This is a genomic window from Pseudomonas bharatica (genome assembly GCF_048586865.1).
GTDB classification, from domain to species: Bacteria; Pseudomonadota; Gammaproteobacteria; order Pseudomonadales; family Pseudomonadaceae; genus Aquipseudomonas; species Aquipseudomonas bharatica.
Genome location: NZ_JBMAWR010000015.1, coordinates 89,391 through 114,168, shown reverse-complemented (window position 1 = coordinate 114,168; position 24,778 = coordinate 89,391). Strand labels below are relative to the sequence as shown.

Annotated in this window: 22 protein-coding genes; 4 read left to right on the top strand and 18 right to left on the bottom strand. The window is 64.7% G+C overall.

Annotated elements, in window-relative coordinates; translation table 11 throughout:
- Position 1 precedes the first annotated feature (1 nt).
- Positions 2-622, top strand: coding sequence for a glutathione S-transferase (locus ACKLLE_RS17685; RefSeq protein ID WP_420058647.1), 621 nt, complete (start codon positions 2-4; stop codon positions 620-622).
- Between the two features lie 208 nt (positions 623-830).
- On the opposite strand, the gene creD is transcribed toward ACKLLE_RS17685, so the two are convergent.
- The 4 genes from creD to rloA2 form a co-directional block, all read right to left on the bottom strand.
- Positions 831-2,162, bottom strand: coding sequence for a cell envelope integrity protein CreD (creD, locus tag ACKLLE_RS17680; RefSeq protein WP_420058646.1), 1,332 nt, complete (start codon positions 2,160-2,162; stop codon positions 831-833).
- Positions 2,163-2,249: 87 nt separating this feature from the next.
- Positions 2,250-3,683: a two-component system sensor histidine kinase CreC gene (gene creC, locus ACKLLE_RS17675; protein WP_420058645.1), complete on the bottom strand. Its 1,434-nt coding sequence runs from the start codon at positions 3,681-3,683 to the stop codon at positions 2,250-2,252.
- Positions 3,683-4,369 carry a two-component system response regulator CreB gene (creB, locus tag ACKLLE_RS17670; RefSeq protein ID WP_420058644.1) on the bottom strand — a complete coding sequence of 229 codons (687 nt, stop codon included), beginning with the start codon at positions 4,367-4,369 and terminating at the stop codon, positions 3,683-3,685. Before creB ends, creC begins: the two co-directional genes overlap by 1 nt.
- Positions 4,370-4,459: 90 nt before the next feature.
- The gene (gene rloA2, locus ACKLLE_RS17665; protein WP_420058643.1) at positions 4,460-4,957 is read right to left on the bottom strand and encodes a retropepsin-like aspartic peptidase RloA2; all 498 of its coding nucleotides are present in this window, start codon (positions 4,955-4,957) and stop codon (positions 4,460-4,462) included.
- Between the two features lie 178 nt (positions 4,958-5,135).
- On the opposite strand from rloA2, the gene ACKLLE_RS17660 reads away from it, so the two are divergent.
- Positions 5,136-6,026, top strand: coding sequence for an acyltransferase (locus ACKLLE_RS17660; protein ID WP_064303676.1), 891 nt, complete (start codon positions 5,136-5,138; stop codon positions 6,024-6,026).
- Here ACKLLE_RS17660 and ACKLLE_RS17655 read toward each other — a convergent pair.
- The 8 genes from ACKLLE_RS17655 to ACKLLE_RS17620 form a co-directional block, all read right to left on the bottom strand.
- Positions 6,015-6,602, bottom strand: a complete 588-nt coding sequence (locus ACKLLE_RS17655) for a DUF2780 domain-containing protein (protein ID WP_420058642.1) — start codon at positions 6,600-6,602, stop codon at positions 6,015-6,017. The genes ACKLLE_RS17660 and ACKLLE_RS17655 overlap by 12 nt on opposite strands.
- Before the next feature lie 199 nt (positions 6,603-6,801).
- Positions 6,802-6,963 carry a hypothetical protein gene (locus ACKLLE_RS17650; RefSeq protein WP_420058641.1) on the bottom strand — a complete coding sequence of 54 codons (162 nt, stop codon included), beginning with the start codon at positions 6,961-6,963 and terminating at the stop codon, positions 6,802-6,804.
- The gene (locus ACKLLE_RS17645) at positions 6,960-8,066 is read right to left on the bottom strand and encodes a PepSY-associated TM helix domain-containing protein (protein WP_420058640.1); all 1,107 of its coding nucleotides are present in this window, start codon (positions 8,064-8,066) and stop codon (positions 6,960-6,962) included. Before ACKLLE_RS17645 ends, ACKLLE_RS17650 begins: the two co-directional genes overlap by 4 nt.
- Before the next feature lie 6 nt (positions 8,067-8,072).
- Entirely contained in the window at positions 8,073-10,502 is a 2,430-nt protein-coding gene (locus tag ACKLLE_RS17640; RefSeq protein ID WP_420058639.1) for a TonB-dependent siderophore receptor, read from the bottom strand.
- Positions 10,503-10,698: 196 nt separating this feature from the next.
- Complete coding sequence (locus ACKLLE_RS17635; protein ID WP_064303672.1) at positions 10,699-11,676, bottom strand: FecR domain-containing protein; 978 nt, start codon at positions 11,674-11,676, stop codon at positions 10,699-10,701.
- Positions 11,673-12,191: an RNA polymerase sigma factor gene (locus ACKLLE_RS17630; protein WP_009404165.1), complete on the bottom strand. Its 519-nt coding sequence runs from the start codon at positions 12,189-12,191 to the stop codon at positions 11,673-11,675. Before ACKLLE_RS17630 ends, ACKLLE_RS17635 begins: the two co-directional genes overlap by 4 nt.
- Before the next feature lie 119 nt (positions 12,192-12,310).
- Positions 12,311-13,021: a 3'-5' exonuclease gene (locus ACKLLE_RS17625; RefSeq protein WP_420058638.1), complete on the bottom strand. Its 711-nt coding sequence runs from the start codon at positions 13,019-13,021 to the stop codon at positions 12,311-12,313.
- Entirely contained in the window at positions 13,018-14,955 is a 1,938-nt protein-coding gene (locus ACKLLE_RS17620; RefSeq protein ID WP_064303019.1) for a DUF294 nucleotidyltransferase-like domain-containing protein, read from the bottom strand. The genes ACKLLE_RS17625 and ACKLLE_RS17620 overlap by 4 nt, the downstream gene beginning before the upstream one ends.
- 191 nt (positions 14,956-15,146) lie before the next feature.
- Here ACKLLE_RS17620 and ACKLLE_RS17615 point away from each other — a divergent pair, with 191 nt between their 5' ends.
- Positions 15,147-15,590: a response regulator gene (locus ACKLLE_RS17615; protein WP_037061633.1), complete on the top strand. Its 444-nt coding sequence runs from the start codon at positions 15,147-15,149 to the stop codon at positions 15,588-15,590.
- Between the two features lie 153 nt (positions 15,591-15,743).
- Here ACKLLE_RS17615 and ACKLLE_RS17610 read toward each other — a convergent pair whose 3' ends face one another.
- Entirely contained in the window at positions 15,744-17,921 is a 2,178-nt protein-coding gene (locus ACKLLE_RS17610; protein ID WP_420058637.1) for a malate synthase G, read from the bottom strand.
- A 437-nt stretch (positions 17,922-18,358) separates the two neighbouring features.
- On the opposite strand from ACKLLE_RS17610, the gene ACKLLE_RS17605 reads away from it, so the two are divergent.
- The gene (locus ACKLLE_RS17605) at positions 18,359-18,877 is read left to right on the top strand and encodes a glycine cleavage system transcriptional repressor (RefSeq protein WP_064303018.1); all 519 of its coding nucleotides are present in this window, start codon (positions 18,359-18,361) and stop codon (positions 18,875-18,877) included.
- 226 nt (positions 18,878-19,103) lie between these two features.
- Here ACKLLE_RS17605 and rarD read toward each other — a convergent pair whose 3' ends face one another.
- The 5 genes from rarD to ACKLLE_RS17580 form a co-directional block, all read right to left on the bottom strand.
- Positions 19,104-19,991, bottom strand: coding sequence for an EamA family transporter RarD (rarD, locus tag ACKLLE_RS17600; protein WP_009404173.1), 888 nt, complete (start codon positions 19,989-19,991; stop codon positions 19,104-19,106).
- 60 nt (positions 19,992-20,051) lie between these two features.
- Complete coding sequence (locus ACKLLE_RS17595) at positions 20,052-21,026, bottom strand: serine/threonine protein kinase (protein WP_009404175.1); 975 nt, start codon at positions 21,024-21,026, stop codon at positions 20,052-20,054.
- A 162-nt stretch (positions 21,027-21,188) separates the two neighbouring features.
- Positions 21,189-23,093, bottom strand: a complete 1,905-nt coding sequence (locus tag ACKLLE_RS17590; protein ID WP_420058636.1) for a PhoX family protein — start codon at positions 23,091-23,093, stop codon at positions 21,189-21,191.
- Between the two features lie 65 nt (positions 23,094-23,158).
- Positions 23,159-23,923: a TOBE domain-containing protein gene (locus ACKLLE_RS17585; RefSeq protein ID WP_420058635.1), complete on the bottom strand. Its 765-nt coding sequence runs from the start codon at positions 23,921-23,923 to the stop codon at positions 23,159-23,161.
- A gap of 60 nt (positions 23,924-23,983) precedes the next feature.
- Positions 23,984-24,721 (bottom strand): ComF family protein, encoded by a 738-nt coding sequence (locus tag ACKLLE_RS17580; protein ID WP_064303014.1) that lies wholly within the window; start codon positions 24,719-24,721, stop codon positions 23,984-23,986.
- Positions 24,722-24,778: the final 57 nt, after the last annotated feature.

Below are 24,778 nucleotides of genomic sequence, written 5' to 3'. Positions count from 1 at the left end.
GATGTCGAGCATGACGCTGTTCCATTCGCCGCTGTCGCCGTTCGTGCGCAAGGTGATGGTGGTGCTGCATGAAACCGGCCAGGTGGACCGGGTCACGGTGCAATCGGTCAACATCACCCCGGTCAGCCCGGACGCCGATCTGAACCAGGGCAATCCGTCGGGCAAGATCCCGGCCCTGCGCCTGGAGGACGGCAGCGTCCTGCATGACAGCCGGGTCATCATCGACTTCCTCGACCAGCAGCATGTCGGCAATCCGCTGATTCCCCGCGAGGGCTCGGCGCGCTGGCGGCGCCTGACCCTGGCCTCGCAGGCGGACGCGCTGATGGATGCGGCGGTGCTGACCCGCTACGAGACCTTCCTGCGTCCGGAGGAGAAGCGTTGGGACCAATGGGTCGAGGCGCAGACGGACAAGATCCGCCGGGGGCTGGCGGATCTGGAAGAAAACCACTACGCCGAGATCGCCTCGGCGTTCGATGTGGCTTCGATTGGCGTGGCCTGCGCCCTGGGCTATATCGACCTGCGCATGCCGGACTTCGGCTGGCGCGAGCAGCAGCCGAAGCTGGCGGCCTGGTATGCCGAGGTCAGTCAGCGGGCTTCGATGAAGGCGACTGTCCCGGCCTGATCCTCAATGTCGGGGCCGCCCCGGACCCTGTGGGAGCCGGCGTTGCCGGCGATGGCGGCAGCAGGTTCAACCCTGCTGCCTGTCCGGGCCTTATCGCTGGCAACGCCAGCTCCCACAAGGTGATGGGCCAGCAGCACCTGTGCGTTCCACAAGACCCTGATCCCCTTCACCAACTCTTCCCCAAACTCCCGGTCCTCCCTGAGCCCGCTCATCCTTGCACCTGCCCGGCCCGGTACCAGTCCAGCCGCCGCGTCAGCACCATGAATACCCCAAGCAGCGCGAACAGCAGCAAGGCCCCCATCAGCAGCGCGTAATCCTCGGCGCTCAACAGCCCGTAGAGCAGCGCATACAACACCGCCAGCCCGCCAGCGAAACCGAACCCGCGCACACGGCTGTGCAACACGTGGCACAGATAGAAACCGATCAACAGCACACAGCCGCCCGCCGACAACAGATACGCCAGGCCAAACCCGATGTGCTCCGACAACGACAGCAGCAACAGGTAGAACAGCGCCAGGGCCGCGCCCACCAGCGCGTACTGGATCGGGTGCACGCTGAGGTTGCGCAGCACCTCGAAGAGGAAGAAGCCGGCAAAGGTCAGGGCGATGAACAGCAGCGCGTATTTGATCGCCCGCTCGCTCTTCAGGTATTGGTCCACCGGGTCGACGAAGCTCACGCCAAACGCCCGGCTTGCGAAGCCCTCGCAGTTCTGCTGGGTAGTGCAGCGGCCCAAGGTTTCTTCGAGGTTGGTGGAGAAAAACGAGGTCTGCCATGTCGCCTTGAAGCCCGTCGCGTCGATCTCGCGGCTGGTGGGCAGGTAGTTGCCGATGAAGCTTGGATGCGGCCAGTTGGCGGCGAGCGTCACGCTGCTGCTGCGGCCCACCGGCAGCACATGCAGTTGCCCGGTGCCTTGCAGGTCGAGGTCGAAGGCATAGTCCAGGCGCATCTCTGCCTTGCTGTCGAGGTTGTCGATCACCGCGTGCACGCCGCCGCCCAGCCAGTCCAGCCGGCTGCCGGCGGCGAAGTCCAGGGTGCGGCCGTCGAGCTGCAGTTGCAGGCCGTTCTGGATGCCGCGGATATCGCTGATGCCCACGGCGATGAAGGGCTTGTCGAAGCGGTAGTCGTCCAGGTCGCTGGTGATGCCCCAGTTGGCCGGAACCTTGAACTGCCCGCTGATCCGGCTCTGCGCATGGAACAGCCGCGCTTGGTAGATGCCCCGCGAGCGCAGTTCGGTGCTGGCGCTGCCGTCGAGGACGAAACGCTCGGGGAGAAACACCAGGTAGCTCCTGGTCACCTCGGCGGTCTGGAAACTCTTGCCATCCTGGATCTTCCATACCCGCTCGTACTTGCTGTACGGCACCACCAGCAGCGGCCCGCTGATCTGCTGGGCGCGGCTGGCGCTTTGCGCGATATCCTCGACCACGCTGTCGCGCAGGGCCTGGCGTTCATCGATAAGGCCGCCGATCATGACCAGCGGGATCAGCAGCACCACCACCAGCAAGGCGATGGTGCCGAGTTTCAGGCTTAGTGACTTGTTCATGCAAAGGGCTCCGCTTGAGAAGGAGCCCAGTCTGGCGGCGCTATGTGGAGGCTTTCGGGAGCTTGTGTGGAGCTTGTGTGGAGAGATTCAGCCCAGGCGACTGGCCGGCAGCCATAGCCGCACGCGCACCCCATCCTCGACATTGGCGATCTCCAGCGAGCCGCCATGCAAGTGCAGCACTTCCTCGACGAAATTCAGGCCCAGGCCGGTGCTCTTGCGGCCCGTGCCCGGGCGCGGCAGCGAATAGAACCGTTCGCTGAGCCGGCCCAGGGCGTAGTCGGGGATGGCCTCGCCCTGGTTGAACAGGCTCAGGGCCACGCGCTGCGCATCCTGCTCCAGCTCGAACACCAGCAAACCACCGGGCGGGGTGAAATCGAGGGCGTTTTCCAGCAGGTTGCCGATGGCCTGGCGCATCAGGAAGGGCTCGCAGTACAGCCGGGCCACGGCCGGGATGCGTTGCCGGACCTGCAAGCCGGCGCTTTCGATGCGCGCGCCGCGCGCCATCAGCAGTTCATCGACCAGCGCCGCCACGGCCACCTGCTGTTGATCTTCCAGGCCCTGGCGCTGCTCGACCTGGGCCAGGTCCAGCAGGCGCTCGATCAGTTGCTGCATGCGCGCGCTTTCGCTTTCGATATTGCTGGCGAAGCGCTGCCGCTGCTCTTCGCTCATCGGCCCCTGCAGCAGCTCGCTGGCGCCACGGATCGCGGCCAGCGGGCTTTTCAACTCATGGGTCAGGGTGTGCACGTAGCGTTCGACGTAGTCCTTGCCTTCCAGCTGGGTGCGCATGCGTTCCACGGCGGCGGCCAGCATCGCCAGCTCGCCGCCGCGATAGTGCGGCAGGGCGACCCGCTCGCCCTCGCTGACCGCCTGGGCATAACGGGTCAGGCGCCGCAGCGAGCGCGCCAGCCACCAGGACAGCGCCGCGCCGACCAGCAGGCCGAGGACGATCAGGCCGATGCCGAGGGTGATCAGGCGTTTCTCCGAGCGATCGACGTAGGGCTTGAGCGACAGGTTGGGCTTGGCCACGGTGACCACGCCGATCAGGGTTTCACCATCGCGGATCGGCGCCGCCACGTGCATCACCGACGAGTCGGGATCGTCGGGATCGCTGCGGGTCGAGCGCGCACCGTACTGGCCGCGCAGGGTCAGGTAGACGTCGTTCCAGCGCGAATAGTCCTGGCCTACAGCCTCGCCGGCAGAGTCGAGCAGAACGATGCCCTTGGCGTCGGTAACGTAGATGCGGTGATTGACCTCGGTCTTGGCCAGGCCCCAGATATCCGCGTTGGGCCGGCGTTGGCCGTAGGCCTTGAGCACGTGCGGCAACTCGCTCTGGCCGAGTGTCCCGGCCTTGACCTGGTCACGCAGGATCTCGGCGAGCAGGTTGGCGGTGTCCACCAGGGTTTCCTCGGTGGACTGGCGCACCGCCGGGCGTACCTGTTCACGCACGGTGTTGAGGACGAACCAGGCGGTCAGCCCGACGAACAGGAAGTACACCAGGAAGATGCGGGTACCCAGGCGCATCAGGCGTGCGCCGGGTTGTAGCTGTAGCCCAGGCCGCGGTGGGTCTGGATTGGCTCGGCATCGGCGGCGACCCCGCGCAGCTTGGCGCGCAGGCTCTTGATATGGCTGTCGATGGTGCGCTCGTAGCCGGCGTCGGCGGACACCCCCACGGCATCGAGCAACTGCTCGCGGCTGAACACCCGCTCCGGTTGCGCCAACAGGCATTGCAGCAGGCGGAATTCATGGCGGGTCAGGTTGAGCAACTGCTCGCGGTAGTGGATCTGCATGCGCAGGGTGTCGAGGCTGAACGGCGTGCTGGCCGGTGCCGGGGCGAGGGCAGGCGCTGGCGCCATGCGCTTGAGGATGGCGCGCACCCGGGCGCTGACTTCACGCGGGCTGAAGGGCTTGACCACATAGTCGTCGGCGCCGATTTCCAGGCCCACCACCCGGTCGATCTCGCTGTCGCGGGCACTGAGGAACATCACCGGCACCTCGCTGAAGCATCGCAGTTGCCGGCAGGTCTCGAAGCCACTGATATCCGGCAGGCCGATGTCCAGGATCACCAGGTCCGCCGGCTGCTGGCGCAGGCGTTCCAGAGCCCGTTGGCCGAGGCTGACCCACTCGGTGCTGTGGCCGTCGCCTTGCAGGGCGAAGACCAGGGTGTCGGCGATCGCTGCTTCGTCTTCAACGATGAGGATGTGGGGCATGGGCAGTTGCAAGCGGCAAGTGGGAAGCTGCAAGTGTAAAGCGATCTGCCTTTGCTTGCCGCTTATCGCGTGCAGCTTGCAACTGCTGCGTCAGCAGCCGGGTTTGCCGGCGGTGTAGCGACGGGCCGGGTTGACCGCGGCGTTGAACTCGCGCAGGGCCTTGGCGCCAATCAGCAGCGGGTAGTTGAAGCTGCTGCGGTCGGTGAGGTTGACCTCGACGGTGCGCTTGACGTCGCCCAGGCACAGTTCCAGGTCGATCACCGGGCGGTGGGCGATATCGGCGCCTTCCTCGTCCTCTTCGTCGGCGCGGTTCTTGATCTTGCTCATGCGCGCGAGCTTGTGTTCGTAGACCTTGTCGTCGGCGTCCTTGGTGGCCAGGCGGAAACGCACCCAGTCCTCGCCGTCACGGGTGAACTGCTCGATGTTCCTGGCCGACAGCGAGGCGGTCAGCGCACCGGTGTCCATCTTGGCCTTGAAGGTCTGGCCGATATCGGCAACGCCGATGTATTCGTAGCGGCCATACAGGTCGGGCTCGGCGGCCATCACCGGCAGGGACAGCAGGCCGAGCAGGGCAATCAGTGGTTTCAATGCAGTGCTTCCTGGGATCGTGACAGTGCTTAGACTGCCGTTGGGCTACAGGTTCGGCAACAGACTGTAAACAACACAATGTGAAACATTTGTCTGTGACCGTATGCCGGTGGCGTTTGGTGTTCCTCACCCGGCTGCTTAAAATGGCCGACTGTTTTCCCACGATAAGAGTCGACTTATGCGTCGCCTGCTCACCGGCAGTTTCGTCACCCTGTTGCTGTTGCTCAACACCCTGGTCCTTATCGGGCCGCTGATGGTTTTCGCCTTGCTCAAGCTGGTCCTGCCCGGTCGCTACCGCGACTACGCGTCATGGATGGTGATGTGGTTCGCCGAGACCTGGGCCGAGATCGACAAGCTGATCTTCGCCCTGTGCATTCCTACGGTCTGGGATGTGCGCGGCAACTCGAACCTGCGCCTGGACACCTCGTACCTGGCGGTCAGCAACCACCAGACCTGGGTGGATATCCCGGCGTTGATCCAGGTGCTCAACCGCAAGATCCCGTTCTTCAAGTTCTTCCTGAAGAAGGAACTGATCTGGGTGCCGCTGCTGGGCCTGGCCTGGTGGGCGCTGGATTACCCGTTCATGAAGCGCTACAGCAAGGCCTTTCTCGACAAGCACCCGCACCTCAAGGGCCAGGACCTGGAAATCACCAAGGCCGCCTGCGAGCTGTTCAAGCGCCAGCCGGTGACAGTGGTGAACTACCTTGAAGGCACCCGGTTCACCGAGGCCAAGCGTGCGGCGCAGCAGTCGCCGTACAAGCACCTGCTCAAGCCCAAGGCGGGCGGGGTGGCGTTCGTCCTGGCGGCGCTGGGCGAACAGCTGGATGCGCTGCTGGACGTGACCATCGTCTATCCGGGCGACAAGGCCCCGGGGTTCTGGGACCTGGTCAGCGGCTCGATCCCGCGGGTGATCGTCGATATCGAGGTGCGCGAGCTGGACCCGGCGCTGTGGGCCGGCGACTACGAAACCGACCCCGCCGTGCGCCAGGCCGTGCAGGCCTGGGTCAACCAGCTGTGGCACGACAAGGACGAGCGCATCGAGCGCCTGCGCGCCGAATTAAACCGATGAGCGCGGCGTCGGGGCCAGCGGTGCGGTAGTGCCGTGGCCCCAGATGCCGGCCAGGCTCTGCAGCAGCGAACCGGCCACGCCCTGCTGGCCGAGGTATTGCAGGATCAGCGGGGCGAACTGGCCGATCATCCCGATATCCATGCCCAGTGCGCTGAAGGCGTTGTTCAGGTCGGTGCCGTTCTTCACATTGCCACCCAGGGCATTGCCCAGGGCCGAGCTTTCTCCGCTCTTGCCGAGCAGTTCACCCAGCCCCGCCAGCCCGCCCAGGGCGTTGTCCCCGGACAGCATGTCCAGGCCCGGTACCGCCTTGCTCAGTTGTTCGTAGTCGCTGCCGCTGAGCTGGTTGCGCGCCAGGCCCAGCAGGGCACCGGTGCCGCCGATGGCTTGCTCGGGCGTGATGTTCAATTGACTGCCCAGGGTATTGAGCAGGTTGGCCGAGGCTTCGGGCGCCTGGACCGGAGCCTTGTTCTGCTGGCCTTGAATGGTCGAGATGGCGTTGGCCGCATCGCCGAGATTGAAGGCGAACACCGGGGTGGCAGCCAGGGCCAGGAAGGAGACCAGGGCGAAGCGTTTCATGGAGAGGAACCTCGTCAGCCGGGAAAGGCAGGGAAAACGAGGGTTGGATCGGGATTTTGGGGGAATGTTCCCTAGCACCGACGCAGAGGCCGTACGCGGACCCTGTGGGAGCGGGTTCACCCGCGATTGCGTCAGTGTGGCCACCACCGCAATCGCGGGTGAACCCGCTCCCACAAGGACCGCACTGGCCGCTGGATATTCAGGGAGACCTGAAGAACCCCCTGAACCCATACCACGCCGGCAACCCCAGCCCAACCCAGGACAGGACATCCCACCAGCCATCCCCGAGCAGCGCGGCAAACAGCCCCGCCGCGCCGAGCACGCCGATCAGCAGCGGCATGCCGAATACCTTCCAGTTCATCGGCCCACCTCCGTCCGTCGGCGCACCCACCACAGGTACAGCCCGCTGCCCAGCACGATGATGGTCAGCACATCCAGCGCTGCCCAGAGCATCTGCATGGGGCGGCCGCCGTAGTCGCCGAAATGCAGGGGCGCCGACAGGCCCATGGCATCCATGTACCAGGGGCGCTCGCCCACGGCCGTGACCTTCAGGGTGCTGGCATCGATCAATACCGGCGTCAGCAGGTGCGAGGTCAGGTGCGTGCTGCCTTTCATGAACACCGCATAGTGGTGCTCGCTGGAGAAGCGCGTGCCCGGGAAGGCGATGAAGTCCGGCTGCATGCCCGGCGCGGCTCCGGCTGCGATATCCAGGACCCGGCTGACCGGAGCCGGTTCGGTCAGCGGCGGCGCATCCCGGTACGGCGCGACCATCTGTGCCAGGCTGTCGTTGCGCCAGGCGGCGATGACCAGGTCGGACAGCGCGCTGATCACCCCGGTCATGCCGACCACCAAGGCCCAGGTCAGGGTGACGATGCCGATCAGGTTATGCAGGTCGAGCCAGCGCGTACGCCGAGCCTTTTCATGGCGCACGGTGGCGAAGTCCAGGCGGCGCATGAAGGGTGCGTAGAGCACCACCCCGGAAATGATCGCCACCACGAACAGCACGCCCATGAAGGCCAGCAGCAGCTTGCCTGGCAGCCCGGCGAACATGTCCACGTGCAGGCGCAGCATGACCATCATGAAGCCGCCGTTGGCCGACGGCATTTCCACCGCCTCGCCGGTACGGGCGTCGAGCATGAAGGTATGCGACGAGTTCGGCTCGGTGCCGGCGCTGGCCGCCATGATCGCCACCACGCCGTTGCTGTCGTCCTCGTCCCAGCCGAAGTACTGCATCACCTCGCCCGGGCGGTGTGCCTCGGCCTTCAGGACAAGCTGTTGGAGGTCCAGCCTGGGCGTGTCGGCAGGCATCTCCTGCAACTCGGGCGCATCGCCCAGCAGGTGGTCGATCTCGTGATGGAAGATCAGCGGCAGCCCCGTTACTGCCAGGAGCAGCAGGAACAGGGTGCAGATCAGGCTGGTCCAGCTGTGGACTGCGGACCAGCGGCGGATGGTCTTGCTCTTCATCCCGGCTTAGAACTTGTAGTTCACGCTGGCCACCACGTTGCGCTCGTCGCCGTAGTAGCAGTAGTAGCCGTCGCAGGTGGACAGGTAGTCCTTGTTGAACAGGTTCTTCGCGTCCACCGCCACGGTCATGCCCTTGAGGCTGCTGTTGACGCGGCCCAGGTCGTAGTGCACCGAGGCATCGTAGACGGTGTAGGAACCTACATGACCCCAGTAGGTGTTGGTGGTGTTGCCGTAGGTGTCGCCGACATAGCGCACCCCGGCACCAACGCCGAAGCCGTCGAGCAGGCCGCTGCGCCAGGTGTAGTCGGCCCAGGCGGTGGCCTGGTTGCGTGGCACCTGGGCCATGCGCTTGCCTTTCTCTTCTGCGGTGCCCTTGGTGATTTCGCTGTCGTTATAGGTGTACGAGGCCACCAGCTTGAGGCTCTCGGTCACGTCGGACGTGGCTTCCAGCTCCAGGCCACGGTTGCGCACTTCACCGACCTGGCGGGTGATATTGGCCTCGGTGACCGACATGTTTTGCTGGGTCAGGTCGAATACCGCAGCGGTCAGCAGGGTCTTGCTGCCTGGCGGCTGGTACTTCACGCCCAGTTCGTATTGCTTGCCTTCGGTCGGCTTGAAGGTGCCGGTACTGGCGACCTGGGTGCCGATGGCCGGCTGGAACGACTCGGCGTAGGAGATGTACGGGGTGATGCCGTTGTCGAACACGTAGCTCAGGGCCGCGTTGCCGCTGAACTGCTTGTCGCGCAGGGTGTTGGTGGCGTCGCCCAGGTTGTGGAAGGTGGTGCCGTTGTGCACCCAGTCTTCACGACCGCCCAGGGTCAGGCGCCAGTTGTCCAGGGCCAGTTGGTTCTGGATGTACAGACCGGTCTGCTGGATCTTTTGGGTGTAGTCGTACATGTCGAAGTACGTGACGTTGGAGAAGTCCTGTCCGTAGATCGGCTTGTGGATGTTGCTCGACGGCACGCCGGCCGAGCCCCAGCGCCAGCGCGCATCGGAGGTGGAGCGCTGGTGGTCGAGGCCGAGCAGCAGGGTGTGGCTGATTGCGCCGGTCTGGAAATCGGCCTGGAAATTGTTGTCCACGGCGAACTGGCCGATGTCTTCCTCGACGATACCGGCGGTGCGGGCGACTGTGCCATCCGGTTGTACGGCCTGGTCCGGGCCGGCTGGCCAGATACTGCCACCGGCGGTGATGCCCTTGAAGTCCAGCTCGTTGCGGGTGTAGCGCAGGTTCTGGCGGAACTGCCAGGTGTCGTTGAGCCGGGTCTCGAAGGCGTAGCCAAGGGCGTAGTAGGTGCGGTCGTAGGATTCCCAGTCCGGATCGCCAAGGTTCTTGTGATGGGAAATCTTGCCTGCGGCGCTGTCGATCTTGGTTCCTTGCAGCGGCAGGAACTGCCCGGTGATACCGGTATCGTCCCGGGTGAACTGGGAGATGAAGGTCAGCCGGGTATCATCGTTGATATTCCAGGTGACGCTCGGCGCCAGGTTGTAGCGTTTGTCCGGGATGTGGTCGACCGGAGCGTTGCTGTCGCGCACGGTACCGCTGACGCGGTAGAGGAATTGGCCGTCGTCGTCGATCTTGCCGGTGCTGTCGAAGTTGATCTGGCGGTGTTCGTTGCTGCCGACCTGGACTTCCAATTCATTGCTGCTTTCGGCTTGCGGGCGACGGGTGACCATGTCCACCAGGCCGCCGGGCGGGGTCTGGCCATAGACCGAGGAGGCCGGGCCGCGCAGGACGGCGACGCGCTCGAGGTTCCAGGTCTCGATCTTCGGCGTGGCGTAGTTGCCCCGTGGCAACGGCAGGCCGTCGAGGAACTGGGTTGGCACGAAGCCGCGAACCAGCAGCCAGTCGCTGCGCGAGTCGGAGCCGTAGCCGCTGCTTTGCACGCCGGCGGCATAGCGCAGTGCATCGTTGAGGTTGAGGACCGGGCGGTCCTCCATCTGCTGGCGAGTGACCACGGTCATCGAGCGAGGAATCTCGGCAATGGCGGTGTCGGTCTTGGTGCCAGCGGCGGAGCGGGTGGCGGTGTAGCCTTCGACCGCGCCCCAGGCGCTTTCGTAATTGCCGGCGGCGTTGATCTCGGTTTCCGGCAGGGCCAGGGTGCCCTCTGGAATCGCTACCAGGCTGTAGGTGCCGACGCTGCTTTGTTGCAGTTGCAGACCGGTGCCGCGCAGGGCCTGTTGCATGGCGCTGACGCCATCGTACTGGCCGTTGACCGGTGCCGAGCTCTTGCCGCTGGCCAATGCCGGATCCAGCGTCAGGGCGATTCCTGCCTGGCTGGCGATCCGGGTCAGGGTGCTGGCCAGCGGGGCCGCCGGCAGGTTGTAGCTTTGGGTCTGTTCGGCGGCGAGCAGCGGCGTGGCGGCCAGGGGGGCGGCGATGGTGATGGCCATGGCCAGCAGGCTGGGGCGCAGGAGGCTTTCGATTGAGCGGGTCATGCGGGTCCTCGACGGGAATTTTGTACTGAGTAGCCTCCATGCCGAACGAAAAACGAAAAGTGATAGGGGTTAGTGAAAATATTTTTGATTTAGATTTCGGTGGTGTTTGTGAGGGCCTGATCGCTGGCAACGCCAGCTCCCACAGGGATCGCATATTCCCTGTGGGAGCTGGCGTTGCCAGCGATAGGCACAGCACTTATTTGTCTGCGCGAGCCACCACGGTCACCCACCATGGCGTGCGCTGCTGCACCTGCACCGGCAAGGTCGGCAACAACGACTTCAGCGCCAGGTCGGTGTCATGCAGCGGGAAGCTTCCGGTGATGCGCAGGTCCGCCACTTCCGGTGCCACGCCCAGGTATCCGGTGCGATAACGACCCAGTTCGCCGACCAGATCTGCCAGCCGCACGTTGTCCACCACCAGCATGCCGCGGGTCCAGGCGTCGGCCCCGACCGCGAGTGTGTCGATCCGCCCCAGGCGCTCATGGTTCATCAACACCTGGTGACCTTCCTGCACCACCTGCTCCTCGCCGCTGTCCTGCGGCTTGGCCGCGACTGCCGACTGCAACACGCTCAACCGCGTGCCGTCGCTCTCCAGGCGCACCAGGAAACGGGTGCCCAGGGCACGCAGGCGGCCGTCGTCGGTAGCGACCACGAAGGGCCGTCGGTCGTTGTCCTTGTGTCCGGTCTCGACGGAGATCTCGCCATCGTGCAGGACGATCAGGCGCTCCTTGGCCGTGAAGCGGATATCCACGGCGGAGTGCGTGGCAAGGCTGACCAGGGTGCCGTCGTCCAGGCGCAGGCTGCGGGTTTCGCCGGTGCCGGTGCGTTGGTCGGCGAGCCAGTAGCCCAGCGGCTGGTGCAGGTTGATCCAGTTGAGCAGGCCACCCAGCAGTACCAGGCTGGCCAGCCCGCCGCCGAGCTTGCGCACGCGCTGGCGCAGGCCGACGCGGGATTGCTGCAAGGCCTTGCGTGCCGGGCCCGCGGCCGCGGCGAAACGCTGGTCGAGCATGCCCAGTTGTCGCCAGGCCCGGGCGTGCTCCTCGCTCGCGGCATGCCAGCGCTCGAACTCGGCCCGCTGCTGGGCGCTGTCGCTGCCGGCATCGAAGCACAATTGCCAGTTGATCGCGGCATCGAGCACCGGGGCCGAGACCGGTGCACCATTCATCCCCTTCATGTCGGCTCGCCGTACAGGGCGATGTAGCACTGGCGCATGCCCTGGGCCAGGTACTGGCGCACCCGTGCTACCGAAACGCCGAGCCTGTCGGCGATCTCGGCGTGGCTCATGCCGTCCAGGCGGCTGTGCAGGAAGGCCGCGCGGGCCTTGCTCGACAGCTTGCCGAGCAGACGGTCGATGGCCTTAAGGTCTTCGAGGATCAGGTGCAGGGCTTCCGGAGACGGGTGCTCGGCCTCGGGCATCAGCAGCAGTTCGTCCAGATAGGCCTGTTCCAGCGCGGTGCGGCGGAAATGGTCGAACAGCAGCCCTTTGGCCACCGCCATCAGGAACGCCCGCGGCTGGCGCGGGGCGGTCAGCTCGTCGCGGCCGAGCAGACGAACGAAGGTGTCCTGGCTCAGGTCTTCGGCACGTTCGGCGCTGGCGAGGTTGCGGCGCAGCCAGGCGAGCAGCCAGCTGCGGTGATCGCGGTACAGTGCGCCAACCAGCTCGCTGTGAGGGCTAGGTACGGACGACAAGGCGTTCCCCGGAAAAAGAAAGTGTTAACTAACGAGAATTATTCGCGATTGTGTCAGAGCAGCTAGCACTGTGCAATTAACGCTTATCGGATTGCTCGTTGGTCTTTCCGGGAAAGGTCTTACAAACCGTGATGCTGCTGGCGCTTGCGCCGCCAGCCTTGCAGGCGCTGTTCCAGCTGCCGCGGACTGTCGAGCAACTGGCGTCGGGCCTGGCTGAACAGGATCAAGGCGATTTCGGCAGTAACCTGGGCATCGGCGCTGGCGTTGTGGCGTTCCTCGACCTGCAGGCCGAAATGAGCGATCCAGTCATCGAGCCCGGCGTCCCGTAGCACAACGTCCGGGTTGAGCAGCGGTGCCAGTTCGGCGACATCCATGAACGGGTGCTGGAGCTTGTAGCCGAGGCTGTCCTTGAGTGCGCGGCCCAGCATGCGCTGGTCGAACCCGGCGTGGAAAGCCAGCAGCGGGCTGTCGCCGATGAACTCCATCAGGTCCAGCAAGGCTTGCGCCGGATCGCACCCCGCGGCGATGGCGCTGGGTGCCAGGCCGTGGATCAGCACGCTGGGCGCCAGCTTGTGGTCGTGACGGTGCAGGGTGCGTTCGAATTGCTGGCCGAAGTCGATGGCGCCGTCCTCGATCACCACCGCGCCGATGGACAACACCTGGTCGCGGTTAAGGTTGAGGCCGCTGGTTTCCAGGTCCAGCACCACCCAGCGCTGCTGGCGCAGGGGCCGCTCGTCCAGGACGGGCGCGGCAGCCAGCCGGGCCAGACGCTGGCGCTGGTCGTCCTGCAGGGTGGGTTGGGCGGGACGCAGCCAGGCGAACAGGCTCATAGCTGGTACCGCAGCGCCAGGCTGCTTTGCAGGCGCTGGGCCTGCCGCAGGGATTCACGCAGGATGCGCCGGTCCAGGTCGTTCAGGTCGTCCGGATCGACGCGGTTGGAGTAGGGAAGGTTCTGCCGGGTCTGGATCTGGTGCTGCTGCATGCGGGTCTGCTGGATGAAGTGATACGCCTCCTCGAAGGCACCGCCGTCCAGTGGGTCGATCACCTCTTTTTCCACCAGTTGGCGCAGGCGCTCCAGGGTGTTGTTGGCGCTGATGCCGTGGGCCAGGGCCAGCAGGCGTGCGCCATCGACGAAAGGCGTCAGGCCCTGGACCTTGAGGTCGAGGGTGGCGGCCTTGTCATTGCCGCTGCGGGTCAGGACGAATTCGCGGAAGCGGCCCACGGGCGGTTTCTGGCGCAGCGCGTTGTCGGCCATCATGCGCTGGAACAGGCGGTTGTCGGCGACCTGTTCAAGGATGCCGTGGCGCAGTTGCTCGCAGCCCCGGTCATCGCCCCAGACCACCCGCAGGTCGAAGTAAATGCTCGAGGCCAGCAGGTTTTCCGGGGTCGCCTCGCGGATGAATGCGGAGAAGCGCCGGGCCCATTCGCTGCGCGACAGGCACAGCTCCGGGTTGCCGGCCATGATGTTGCCCTTGCACAGGCTGAAGCCGCATTGCGCCAGGTCCTGGTTGATGCGCTGGGCCAGGGGCAGCAGGCGCTCGCGGATCGCGGCGGCTTCCACCGCGTCCTTCGCCTCGAAGAGGATGCCGTTGTCCTGGTCGGTGTGCAGTGTCTGCTCGCGGCGGCCTTCGCTGCCGAAGCACAGCCAGGAGAAAGGTACGCCGGGGTCGCCCTTGTCCTCGATCGCCAGTTCGATCACCCGGCATACGGTGTGGTCGTTGAGCAGGGTGATGATGTGGGTGATCTGCGTCGAGGAGGCGCCGTGGGCCAGCATGCGCTCCACCAACTGGCCGATCTCGCCGCGCAGGGCGACCAGGTTGTCCAGGCGCGGCGCGCTGCGGATGGTGCGGGCCAGGTGAACCAGATCGACCCGTTGCAGGGAAAACAGGTCGCGCTCGGAAACCACGCCGCACAGGCGGCGGTCCTCTACCAGGCAGACGTGGGCGATGTGGCGTTCGGTCATGGCAATGGCGGCATCGAAGGCGCTGGCCTGGGGCGGCAGGTAGAACGGCGAGGCCGTCATGTGCCCGGACACCGCCGAGTCAAGGTCGGTTTCGGCGCGTGCCACCACCTGGCGCAGGTCGCGCAAGGTAAAGATGCCCACCGGAAAGCGCTGCTCATCGACGATCACGATGCTGCCGACCTGGCTCTCATCCATCATCCGCACCGCTTCGCGCAGGCTGGTTGCCGGCGTGCAGACCACCGGATGACGCATCGCCAGTTCACCGAGGCGGGTGTTGAGTGAATACTGGTTGCCCAGGGTTTCCACGGCACGGCGCTGGACCTGCTGGTTGACCTGGTCGAGCAGGCTGCTCACGCCACGCAGGGAAAAATCCCGAAACACATCGGACAGGGCGAACAGGCGGATAAAGGCGGCCTTGTTCAGTTGCAGGCAGAAGGTGTCCTCGCCGGCGATATGCTCGGTGCGGGTAGCCCTTTCGCCGAGCAGGGCGGCCAGCGGGAAGCATTCGCCGCGGGTGATTTCGAAGGTGGTTTCCGTGCCGCCCTTGACCACATGGGTGCGCTCGCCGACCACGCGGCCCTGCTTGACGATGAAGAAGTGCTCGACGGGGCCGTCGGCGGGTTTGATGATGCTGTCCCCGGCGGCGTAGAAGCGCAGCTGGCACTGTTCCACCAGGTACGCCAGATGGGCGTTTTCCATCTGGTTGAACGGCGGAAAGCGCTGCAGGAACTGCATGGTCCCCTGGATGTTCTGCATTACCGCGGTTTTACCGGCCTGGTCGAACGCGTCCATTTTGCTCATCAACGGCACCGTCTCGGGGTCTCGTGGGCGAAACCGATTGTTGTTATTGCCGCCATGGTCGGATGTGCAAGGGCCGGGTGCCCATTGGACGTAAGTCTAGGGCGCCGACGAAATGCAGGTTGCAAGCGCTCTGTTTGCGGTCTGAACTTGATAAATGAGCTTTTGCGTGCTCTGGAACCAATGAGATGCCCATGCCTGACCACGACGATTTACTGAGCGACGCAGAGCGCGAGGCCCTGGCGGAAGTGTCCGCACCGCCCGCCCGGCCGCAGAAAGTGCTGGTCGTCGATGATGATGAAGACGCCAGCGAGTTGCTGGCCCAGTACCTCCAGGCCGAAGGCATCGAATGCCTTGCCCTGACCGATGCGCGCGAGGCGCTGAAGACGATCCTGCGCGACCGGCGCATCGGATTGCTGGTCACCGATTTGCGAATGGGGCCCTTCGATGGCCTGGAACTGATCGGCAAGGTGCGCGAGTCGGAGCGGGCGGAGCTGCCGATCATCATCATTTCCGGGGATGCCGGGGTGCAGGACGCGATCACCGCGATGCACCTGAGCGTCGTGGACTTCCTGCTCAAGCCGATCGAGGTGGGGAAATTGATGGAGTTGGTGCGGCGGGAGCTGGGGATCAGCTGAAAAGAAGCCTTTGCACGGACCCTGTGGGAGCGGGTTTACCGGATCGCCGGACCGCCGCGATTACGTCGGTGAATTCACTACCACAATCGCGGGTGAACCCGCTCCCACAGGACCGCGCCGACCAGGACAATCATTGCCTGGTCGACCCATCACTTACAGGCCGTTACGCGCCTTGTACTCGCGACGACGACGATGCAGCACCGGCTCGGTGTAGCCGTTCGGCTGCCTGGCACCTTCCACTACCAGCTCGACCGCCGCCTGGAAGGCGATGTTGTTGTCGAAGTCCGGTGCCATCGGGCGGTACAGCGGGTCGTTGGCGTTCTGCTTGTCCACCACCGGCGCCATGCGCTTCAGGCCTTCCACTACCTGCGCTTCGGTCACCACGCCATGTCGCAGCCAGTTGGCCAGCAACTGGGCGGAGATGCGCAATGTGGCGCGGTCTTCCATCAGGCCGACATCGTTGATGTCCGGCACCTTCGAACAACCCACGCCCTGGTCGATCCAGCGCACCACGTAGCCGAGGATGCCCTGGGCATTGTTGTCCAGCTCGTTGCGGATTTCCTCGGCGGACCAGTTGGTGTCCGGTGCCAGCGGGATGGTCAGGATGTCGTCCACGGACGCCGGGGCACGCTTGGCCAGTTCGGCCTGGCGTTCCTTGACGTTGACCTTGTGGTAATGCAGCACGTGCAGGGCCGCAGCGGTCGGCGACGGTACCCAGGCGGTGTTGGCACCGGCCAGCGGGTGGGCGATCTTCTGCTCCAGCATGTCGGCCATCAGGTCCGGCATGGCCCACATGCCCTTGCCGATCTGGGCACGGCCTTGCAGGCCGGTGGCCAGGCCGATATCGACGTTGGAGTTCTCGTAGGCGCCGATCCATTTCTGCGCCTTCATGGCACCCTTGCGCACCATCGCGCCGGCTTCCATGGAGGTGTGGATCTCGTCGCCGGTCCGGTCGAGGAAGCCGGTGTTGATGAACACTACGCGCTCGCTGGCGGCCTTGATGCATGCCTTGAGGTTGACCGTGGTGCGGCGCTCCTCGTCCATGATCCCGACTTTCAGGGTGTTGTGCGGCAGGCCCAGCATGTCTTCGATGCGGCCGAACAGCTCGTTGGTGAACGCGGCTTCTTCCGGGCCGTGCATCTTCGGCTTGACGATGTACACCGAACCCTTGCGGCTGTTCTTGCGCGAGGTGTTGCCGTTCAGGTTGTGCATCGCCGCGAGGTTGGTGACCAGGCCGTCGAGGATGCCCTCGGGCACTTCGTTACCGTCCTTGTCGAGGATCGCGTCGATGGTCATCAGGTGACCGACGTTGCGCACGAACAGCAGCGAACGACCGTGCAGGGTGACAGTGCCACCGTTCGGCGCGGTGTACTCGCGGTCCGGGTTCATGGTGCGGGTGAAGGTCTGGCCGTTCTTGCTTACGCTTTCCGCCAGGTCGCCCTTCATCAGGCCCAGCCAGTTGCGATAGACCACGACCTTGTCGTCGGCATCCACGGCAGCGACAGAGTCTTCGCAGTCCATGATGGTGGTCAGGGCGGCTTCGACCAGGATGTCCTTCACGCCGGCGGCGTCGGTCTGGCCGACTGGGGTGGTCGGGTCGATCTGGATTTCGAAGTGCAGGTCGTTGTGCTTGAGCAGGATGCCGGTCGGCTCGCTGGCCTGGCCCTGGAAGCCGATCAGTTGCGCGTCGTCACGCAGGCCGCTGTTGCTGCCACCCTTGAGGGCGACGATCAGTTTGCCGCCTTCGATGCTGTAGCGGGTGGCGTCGACGTGGGAGCCGGCGGCCAGTGGCGCGGATTCGTCGAGGAAGGCGCGGGCGAAGGCGATGACCTTGTCGCCGCGGACCTTGTTGTAGCCCTTGCCCTTTTCGGCGCCGCCTTCTTCGCTGATGGCATCGGTGCCGTACAGCGCGTCATACAGCGAGCCCCAGCGGGCGTTCGAGGCGTTCAGGGCGAAACGGGCGTTCATCACCGGAACCACCAGCTGCGGGCCGGCCATCACGGCGATTTCTTCGTCGACATTCTGGGTGGACACCTGGAAATCCGACGCTTCTGGCAGCAGATAACCAATTTCCTGAAGGAAAGCCTTGTAGGCCGCGGCGTCATGGGCCTGGCCTTTGCGCGCCTGGTGCCAGGCATCGATCTGCGCTTGCAGGGTGTCGCGTTTGCTCAGCAGGGCTTTGTTCTTTGGAGCGAGGTCGTGGATGATCTTTTCCGCACCTGCCCAGAACTTCTCGGCGCTGACGCCGGTTCCGGGAATCGCTTCGTTGTTCACGAAGTCGAACAGGACTTTGGCGACCTGAAGGCCACCGACTTGAACGTGTTCAGTCATTGCTTGCCTCACTCTGCTCAGCTATATCGCTTTTCTATTTATGCCTTGCGCGCTTCTCTAAACACGGCACCAGGACATGCCCTGACGGGCGACTGGATGCGGCCCGCCAGGCTGGCTGGAGGGCGGTTGCGCATTTTCACAGGCGCTTGGCAGACATCGATCGGAACGTTTTGTAGTCCACGCTGCGGCATACTACATGATGCGCTGCGCATGTGAAAATTAGACTAAATACGTCGTTCTGCGACCGTTTGGTCGCATGGGGTCACGCTGGGAAAGGATATGTTCGCAAAAAACGTGTGGATTGTTCCAGATAAATCTTAAAACAGTACACGATTCGCTTTTCCGTTCCTCTGCGGCAGGTTGCCGCGCCTTGCCTATACTGACCCGACGCCATGCTGCCAGCGGCGTTTCCACGGGTATTGCAGAGGGTCGTCCGCGTGAACCATCTTGTTCTCACCGTCATTGCCGCCGACAAGGCCGGGCAGGTCGAGCGTATCGCCCAAACCATCGCCGAGCATAACGGCAATTGGCTGGAAAGCCGCATGTCGCGGATGGCCGGGCAGTTCGCCGGGATCCTGCGCATCGCCGTGCCGGCCGAGTCCCATGATGAACTGGTCGACGCCCTGCAGGCCCTGGGCGAGCGTGGCATTCGCGTGTTGATCGCGGAAAGCGGGATCGAGCCATCCTGTTCATGGAAGCCGATTGCCATGAGCCTGGTGGGCAATGACAGGCCCGGGATCGTCCGCGATATCACCCGTCTGCTGGCCGAGCAGGGCGTCAATGTGGAGCGCTTGAGTACCGACGTGCGCCCGGCACCGATGAGCAGCGAGCCGCTGTTCCATGCCGAGGCCCTGCTTGCGGTACCGCTGACCCTGTCGCTGGACGGCCTGCAGGCGCGCCTTGAAGAGCTGGCCGACGACCTCATGGTCGAGTTGGAACTGCGTCCGGAGGAGTAGGTTATCCCCAGGCACTTATCCCGTTTTCGCGTGGATCGCCCTGTGGATAAGCTGGGGGCTGCGACGTGCAGGCCACGTGGCTCAAGGCTTCCCAAGGATTGAGCAAAAAACCGCCAGAAATCAGCGGCTTGTGCACAAAGCGCGGGGATGAGGGTGTGGATAACCTTGGGAGAGGTTGCTACAGGCCACGAATCACGTGGCCTGTAGCGGCTTGATCGTTTTTTGATCAGGCGCGTTTGCGCAGGCTCAGCCAGGCATCGACGCTGTACAGGGCCAGGCCGGCCCAGATAAACATGAACGCAACCAGGGTGCTGCTCGACAGGTGCTCGTCGAACAGCAGCACCGCCTGCAGCAGCACCAGGGTCGGCGCCAGGTACTGCAGGAAGCCCAGGGTGGTATAGGGCAGATGGCGGGCCGCCGCGTTGAAGCTGACCAGCGGCACCAGGGTCACCGGCCCGGCAGCCATCAGCCACAACGCCTGGCTGGTGGTATAGAACTCCGGCTGGGCGCTGCTGGCCATCGGGTTGAGCAGCAGCCAGCCGATGGCGATCGGCACCAGCATCCAGGTTTCCACTACAAGGCCGGGCAAGGCCGCTACAGGCGCCTGCTTGCGGATCAACCCATAGAAACCGAAGCTCAGGGCCAGGGCCAGCGATACCCACGGCAGGCTGCCCACTTGCCACACCTGCTGCGCCACGCCCGCCGCCGCCAGACCCACCGCGACCCATTGCAGGCGGCGCAGGCGCTCACCGAGCAGGAGCATGCCCAGCAACACGTTGACCAGCGGGTTGATGTAGTAGCCGAGGCTGGCTTCGAGCATGCGCCCGTTGTTCACCGCCCAGACGTAGGTCAGCCAGTTGAAGGCGATCAACGAACCGCTCAGGGCCAGGATGGCCAGGCGCCGCGGGTTCTCGCGCAGCTCGCGCCACCAGCCGGGGTGTTTCCAGACCAGCAGCAACGCCGCGCCGAACAGCGCCGACCACAGCACCCGGTGGACGATGATTTCCACTGCCGGGACGCTTTGCAGGAGCTTGAAGTAGATGGGGAACAGGCCCCAGATGATGTAGGCGGTCAGGCCGAGAATGTACCCGCGGCGCGGGTTGGCGGCAGTCATGAGGATCCTTGCTTGGGCTAACGGGTTGCGCGGCTATTGTAGACAGAGGTCCTGCCGCTTCTAGAACAATTTCAGTGGCTCTTCGTCCAGTGCCGCGCACTGCTCGCGCAATGCCAGGATCTGGTCGCCCCAATAGCGCTCCTGGCCGAACCAGGGGAAGCTGCGCGGGAACGCCGGATCGTCCCAGCGCCGCGCCAGCCAGGCGCTGTAGTGCAAAAGGCGCAGGCCGCGCAGGGGCTCGATCAAGGCCAGCTCGCGGGGATCGAAATCGTGGAATTCGTTGTAGCCATCCATCAGCTCGGCGAGCTGGCCGAGGCGCTCTTCGCGGCTGCCGGCGAGCATCATCCACAGGTCCTGGACTGCGGGGCCCATGCGACAGTCGTCGAGGTCGACGATATGGAATACCTCGTCACGGCACATCAGGTTGCCGGGGTGGCAGTCGCCATGCAGGCGGATCTGCTGGTGCGGTGTGCGGGCGTAGATGGCCTCGATGCGCTTGAGCAGGTCGCGAGCCACGGATTCGAAGGCCGGAAGCAGGCTTTTCGGCACGAAGTCGCCTTCCAGCAGGGTGCTCAGCGAGGCGTGGCCAAAGTTATCCACAGCGAGGCTTTCGCGCTCGACAAAAGGACGGCTGGCACCGACCGCATGCAGGCGGCCGAGCAACTGGCCGAGGCGATAGAGCTGGTCGAGATTGCCTGGCTCCGGCGCACGACCGCCACGACGGGGGAACAGCGCAAAACGAAAACCGGCGTGTTCGAACAGGGTCTTGCCGTTATGCAGCAGCGGGGCGACCACGGGCACTTCGCACCCGGCCAATTCGGCGGTGAAGGCATGTTCCTCGAGAATGGCGGCATCGCTCCAGCGGCCGGGGCGGTAGAACTTGGCGATCACCGGCTCGGCGTCTTCGATGCCGACCTGGTACACGCGGTTCTCGTAGCTGTTCAGTGCCAGCACGCGGGCATCGCTGAGCAGGTCCTGGCTTTCGATGGCATCCAGGACCAGATCGGGGGTGAGGGTATCGAAGGGGTGGGACATGCGCGACTCCGGCTGTGCGGCGGGGAAAAGGGCCGCATCGATTCCGGCATGGTAACCCAGGGGCTGTTTCCTGGAGAGGTCCAATTCTCAAGGCATTCAGAGAACCTTGTGGCAGCTGGCAAGCCAGCTCCCACAGGGTTTTGTGTTAACCAGTCCTTTGTGTCAGGCGCCGATGATGCCGCCATCCTCCCGGGTAATCGCCATTACCGACGACCGTGGCTTGCCATTCGGCAGGTGCTCGGGGAAGGTCGAGCCGCCGGTTTCGCCCGGGTGCTGGATACCGACGAACAGGGTCTTCTGGTCCGGCGCAAAGGCGATTCCGGTCACCTCGCAAGCTACCGGCCCGACCATGAAACGGCGGATCTCCCCGGTCGCCGGATCGGCGCAGAGCATCTGGTTGTTGCCCATGCCGGCAAAATCCCCGGCATTGCTGTAGTCGCCGTCGGTGAGGATCCACAGCCGGCCGTCCGGGTCGAAGCCCAGGCCGTCGGGGCTGTTGAACATGTTCTGTGCGGTGACGTTGCCCGAGCCGCCTTTGGCCGTTCCTGGATGCACCTGCGGATTGCCGGCGACCACGAAGAGATCCCAGTCGAAGGTCATCGAGCCATGGTCATCACCTGTTTCGCGCCAGCGCAGGATCTGCCCGTAGACGTTCTTCTCCCTAGGGTTCGGGCCGCCGACCGGCTGGCCTTCTTCACCGCGCTTGACGTTGTTGGTGAGGGTGCAATAGACCTGCCCGTCCTTCGGGCTGACTACGATCCATTCCGGACGGTCCATGCGCGTAGCCTTCAGCACGCTGGCGGCCAGCCGCGCGTGGATCAGGACCTGCGCCTGGCTGGCGAAACCGGCGGCCGCGTTGAGGCCGTTCTTGCCGTGGGTGAGTTCCAGCCACTGGCCCTTGCCCTTCGGATGCCCGGGGTTGCCGTCGCCATCGTCGAAGCGGGCCACGTACAGGGTGCCGTGGTCCAGCAGGTTGCGATTGGCGGTGGGGTTCTTGTGGTCGATGCGCTCGCGGCTGATGAACTTGTAGATGAACTCGCCGCGCTCATCGTCGCCCATGTACACCACGGCGCGGCCGTCGCGGGTTTCGCCCAGTGCTGCGTTTTCGTGCTTGAAACGGCCGAGGGCGGTGCGCTTGACCGGGGTGGACTGCGGATCGAACGGATCGATTTCCACCACCCAGCCATGGCGGTTCAACTCGTTGGGGTTTTTCGCCAGGTCGAAGCGCGGGTCATGCTGGTGCCAGCCGACCTCCTTGCCCGCCACCGAGGCGCCATAGCGCTTCTGTCCGGCATCGAAGGCCTGCTGCGGATCGCTGCTGCCGAAGCAATCGGTGAAGTTTTCTTCGCAGGTCAGGTAGGTGCCCCAGGGCGTCTTGCCGTTGGCGCAGTTCTGGAAGGTGCCGAGGACCTTGCTGCCGCTGTTGTCGGCGGCGGTGCGCAGCCAGGCATCGCCGGCCGCCGGGCCGCTCATGCGCATCGGGGTGTTGCCGTGGATGCGCCGGTTGTACCTGGAGTCCTGGACGAACTGCCATTGGCCGTTCCTGCGCTGCACTTCGATCACCGACACACCCTCGGCCGCCTGGGCCTTGTGCACGTCCTCGGCGTTGGCCGGCTGGCCGCCGTGATCGAACAGGTAGCGATAGTTGGTGTACTCGTTGTTGATCGCGATCAGCGCGCGGTTTTCATCGCCCGGGAAGGGGAACAGGCTCATGCCGTCGTTGTTGTCGCCGAACTGCACTTCCTGGGCCTTGGCCGTGCCCTTGCCGGACGGGTCGAAAGCCGGCGCTCCGGGATGCAGGGGCTGGCCCCAGCTGATCAGCACCGAAGCCTTGTAGCCCGGCGGCAGGCTGATGCCGTCGGCGGTGGAGGAAGCAATCGCGCTGAATCCGAGCAACGGGCTGCCGGACGCGGCGCTGACACTGTTGGCCAGCACGCTGCGGCTCAGCAGGCTGCCGCCGAGAAACAGCGCCGCTCCACACAAGGCGCCGGCACCGATGAAACGGCGACGGCTGAGGCCGACCAGTTGCTCGAGGTCGGTCGGCTGGTTTTCTTCTAATAGGTTCATGTCAGGCTCCCTGCGGTTCGTGGCAGTCACCTTAATCAGGCCCTATGACAGTTTTGTGGCGTTTTTCAGGCGGGTATTCCGAGAAGAACGTAGGTAGGAAGGAAGGTGACCTGTACGAAACTTCCGACGCCAAGGCTGTGGGTGTTCAGCCAGTCCGGCTCGGCGAACGCACACAGGGTCTGTCCGCTGCCCAGGCTCAGGCGCAGTTCGCTGGCGCCCTGGGGATCTTCCTGCACCTCGTCGATACGCGCTTCCAGGCAGTTGCTGCCGTGCGCGACCGCAGCGTCGCGGCTGGCCAGTTGCAGCCAGCCGGCCTTTATCAGGGCGACCACGGTGGTGCCGATCTGCAGTTCCAGGCGCTGGGTGCTGTCGCGGGTGATCTGCGCCTGGATGCGCAGGTCGCCGGGCAGGGTCAGTTCGATGGTGTCGTTGCGGCCTTGCGGGTGGATGGCGCTGACCTGTCCATGCAACTGGTTACGCGCGCTGGTGCGCAGCATCAGGCGCCCGATCAGGTCGAGGTCGCTGCTGTCTTCGGCTTCCTCAAGGACCTGCGCCTGAAGAACCTGCAAACGCTGGTACAGGCGCAGCACCCGGCGGCCTTCGTCCGACAGCTGAGCGCCACCACCGCCACGGCCCCCGGCACTTCTCTCCACCAATGGCCGGGCGGCCAGGTTGTTGAGTTCGTCGATGGCATCCCAGGCGGCCTTGTAACTCATCCCCGCTGCCTTGGCGGCACGTGTGATGGAGCCTTGCTCATCGATGTGCTGCAACAGGGCGATGCGTTGCGGGCGACGGACGATGTGCTGGGACAGGGGCGTAGGCAATGACATGGGAACCGGTACCAAAGCTGGCGATGATCGGCAGGAAAGTGCCCGCCTGACCCTGCCAAGTCAAGCGCTGCCGGGGCGCGGCGTGCGTGCCAGGCAATAGACGTCCACCCGCGCCGCGCCGGCGTCGCGCAACAGCCGGGCCAGGGCCTGGGCGGTGGCACCGGTGGTCATGACATCGTCCACCAGGGCCACATGCAGGCCTTCGACGGCCTCGGGCCGGACGATGGCGAAGGCGTTGGCGAGGTTGCGCCTGCGCGCACGGGCATCCAGTTCCTGTTGCGCGATGGTCTCGACAGGGCGGGTCAGTAAGTCAGGGTCGCAGGAAATCGACAACTGCGCCGCGATCCATTGGCCAAGCATCGCGGCCTGGTTGTAGCCGCGCTGGCGCAAACGTTGCCTGGCCATCGGCACCGGTAGCAGCAGGGCCGGGCGTGGCAGCCCTTCGGCGAAACGATGGGCCAGCCAGTTGCCGAGCATCTGCGCCAGCAACCGGCCCAGCGGCCATTGGCGCTGGTGCTTGAAACGGGTGATCAGGGCATCCAGCGGAAATCCGTAGTGCCACGGCACCAGCACCCGCCTGAACGCCGGACGCCGTCGCGCGCACTGGGCGCAGAGCAGGCCGTCGATCGGCAAGGGCAGGGCGCATACCCGGCACTGTTCATCCAACCACGGCAATTCACTTTCACAGGGCATGCAGATGGGCTGAGCCTGCTCGGACGGTTCGTCGCATAAAAGGCAGTATTGGTTGTTATTTGAACAGATGTAAACCTGATGTTTAGATCCGGGTTGACAGTGCATGGGCCTTCCATAACTATGCGGACTATCCGTGATGCGCTGGCGGGCAATCCGATCCCG

What these genes read in the sequence shown, in the direction of transcription:
- ACKLLE_RS17610 (WP_420058637.1), bottom strand. Translation starts at nt 17,921, where the DNA reads ATGACTGAACACGTTCAAGTCGGTGGCCTTCAGGTCGCCAAAGTCCTG.
- ACKLLE_RS17650 (WP_420058641.1), bottom strand. Translation starts at nt 6,963, where the DNA reads ATGAACTGGAAGGTATTCGGCATGCCGCTGCTGATCGGCGTGCTCGGC.
- ACKLLE_RS17580 (WP_064303014.1), bottom strand. Translation starts at nt 24,721, where the DNA reads ATGCACTGTCAACCCGGATCTAAACATCAGGTTTACATCTGTTCAAAT.
- ACKLLE_RS17685 (WP_420058647.1), top strand. Translation starts at nt 2, where the DNA reads ATGTCGAGCATGACGCTGTTCCATTCGCCGCTGTCGCCGTTCGTGCGC.
- ACKLLE_RS17590 (WP_420058636.1), bottom strand. Translation starts at nt 23,093, where the DNA reads ATGAACCTATTAGAAGAAAACCAGCCGACCGACCTCGAGCAACTGGTC.
- rarD (WP_009404173.1), bottom strand. Translation starts at nt 19,991, where the DNA reads ATGACTGCCGCCAACCCGCGCCGCGGGTACATTCTCGGCCTGACCGCC.
- ACKLLE_RS17595 (WP_009404175.1), bottom strand. Translation starts at nt 21,026, where the DNA reads ATGTCCCACCCCTTCGATACCCTCACCCCCGATCTGGTCCTGGATGCC.
- ACKLLE_RS17655 (WP_420058642.1), bottom strand. Translation starts at nt 6,602, where the DNA reads ATGAAACGCTTCGCCCTGGTCTCCTTCCTGGCCCTGGCTGCCACCCCG.
- ACKLLE_RS17620 (WP_064303019.1), bottom strand. Translation starts at nt 14,955, where the DNA reads ATGAGCAAAATGGACGCGTTCGACCAGGCCGGTAAAACCGCGGTAATG.
- creD (WP_420058646.1), bottom strand. Translation starts at nt 2,162, where the DNA reads ATGAACAAGTCACTAAGCCTGAAACTCGGCACCATCGCCTTGCTGGTG.
- ACKLLE_RS17660 (WP_064303676.1), top strand. Translation starts at nt 5,136, where the DNA reads ATGCGTCGCCTGCTCACCGGCAGTTTCGTCACCCTGTTGCTGTTGCTC.
- ACKLLE_RS17625 (WP_420058638.1), bottom strand. Translation starts at nt 13,021, where the DNA reads ATGAGCCTGTTCGCCTGGCTGCGTCCCGCCCAACCCACCCTGCAGGAC.
- creB (WP_420058644.1), bottom strand. Translation starts at nt 4,369, where the DNA reads ATGCCCCACATCCTCATCGTTGAAGACGAAGCAGCGATCGCCGACACC.
- creC (WP_420058645.1), bottom strand. Translation starts at nt 3,683, where the DNA reads ATGCGCCTGGGTACCCGCATCTTCCTGGTGTACTTCCTGTTCGTCGGG.
- ACKLLE_RS17615 (WP_037061633.1), top strand. Translation starts at nt 15,147, where the DNA reads ATGCCTGACCACGACGATTTACTGAGCGACGCAGAGCGCGAGGCCCTG.
- ACKLLE_RS17640 (WP_420058639.1), bottom strand. Translation starts at nt 10,502, where the DNA reads ATGACCCGCTCAATCGAAAGCCTCCTGCGCCCCAGCCTGCTGGCCATG.
- ACKLLE_RS17645 (WP_420058640.1), bottom strand. Translation starts at nt 8,066, where the DNA reads ATGAAGAGCAAGACCATCCGCCGCTGGTCCGCAGTCCACAGCTGGACC.
- ACKLLE_RS17635 (WP_064303672.1), bottom strand. Translation starts at nt 11,676, where the DNA reads ATGAAGGGGATGAATGGTGCACCGGTCTCGGCCCCGGTGCTCGATGCC.
- ACKLLE_RS17585 (WP_420058635.1), bottom strand. Translation starts at nt 23,923, where the DNA reads ATGTCATTGCCTACGCCCCTGTCCCAGCACATCGTCCGTCGCCCGCAA.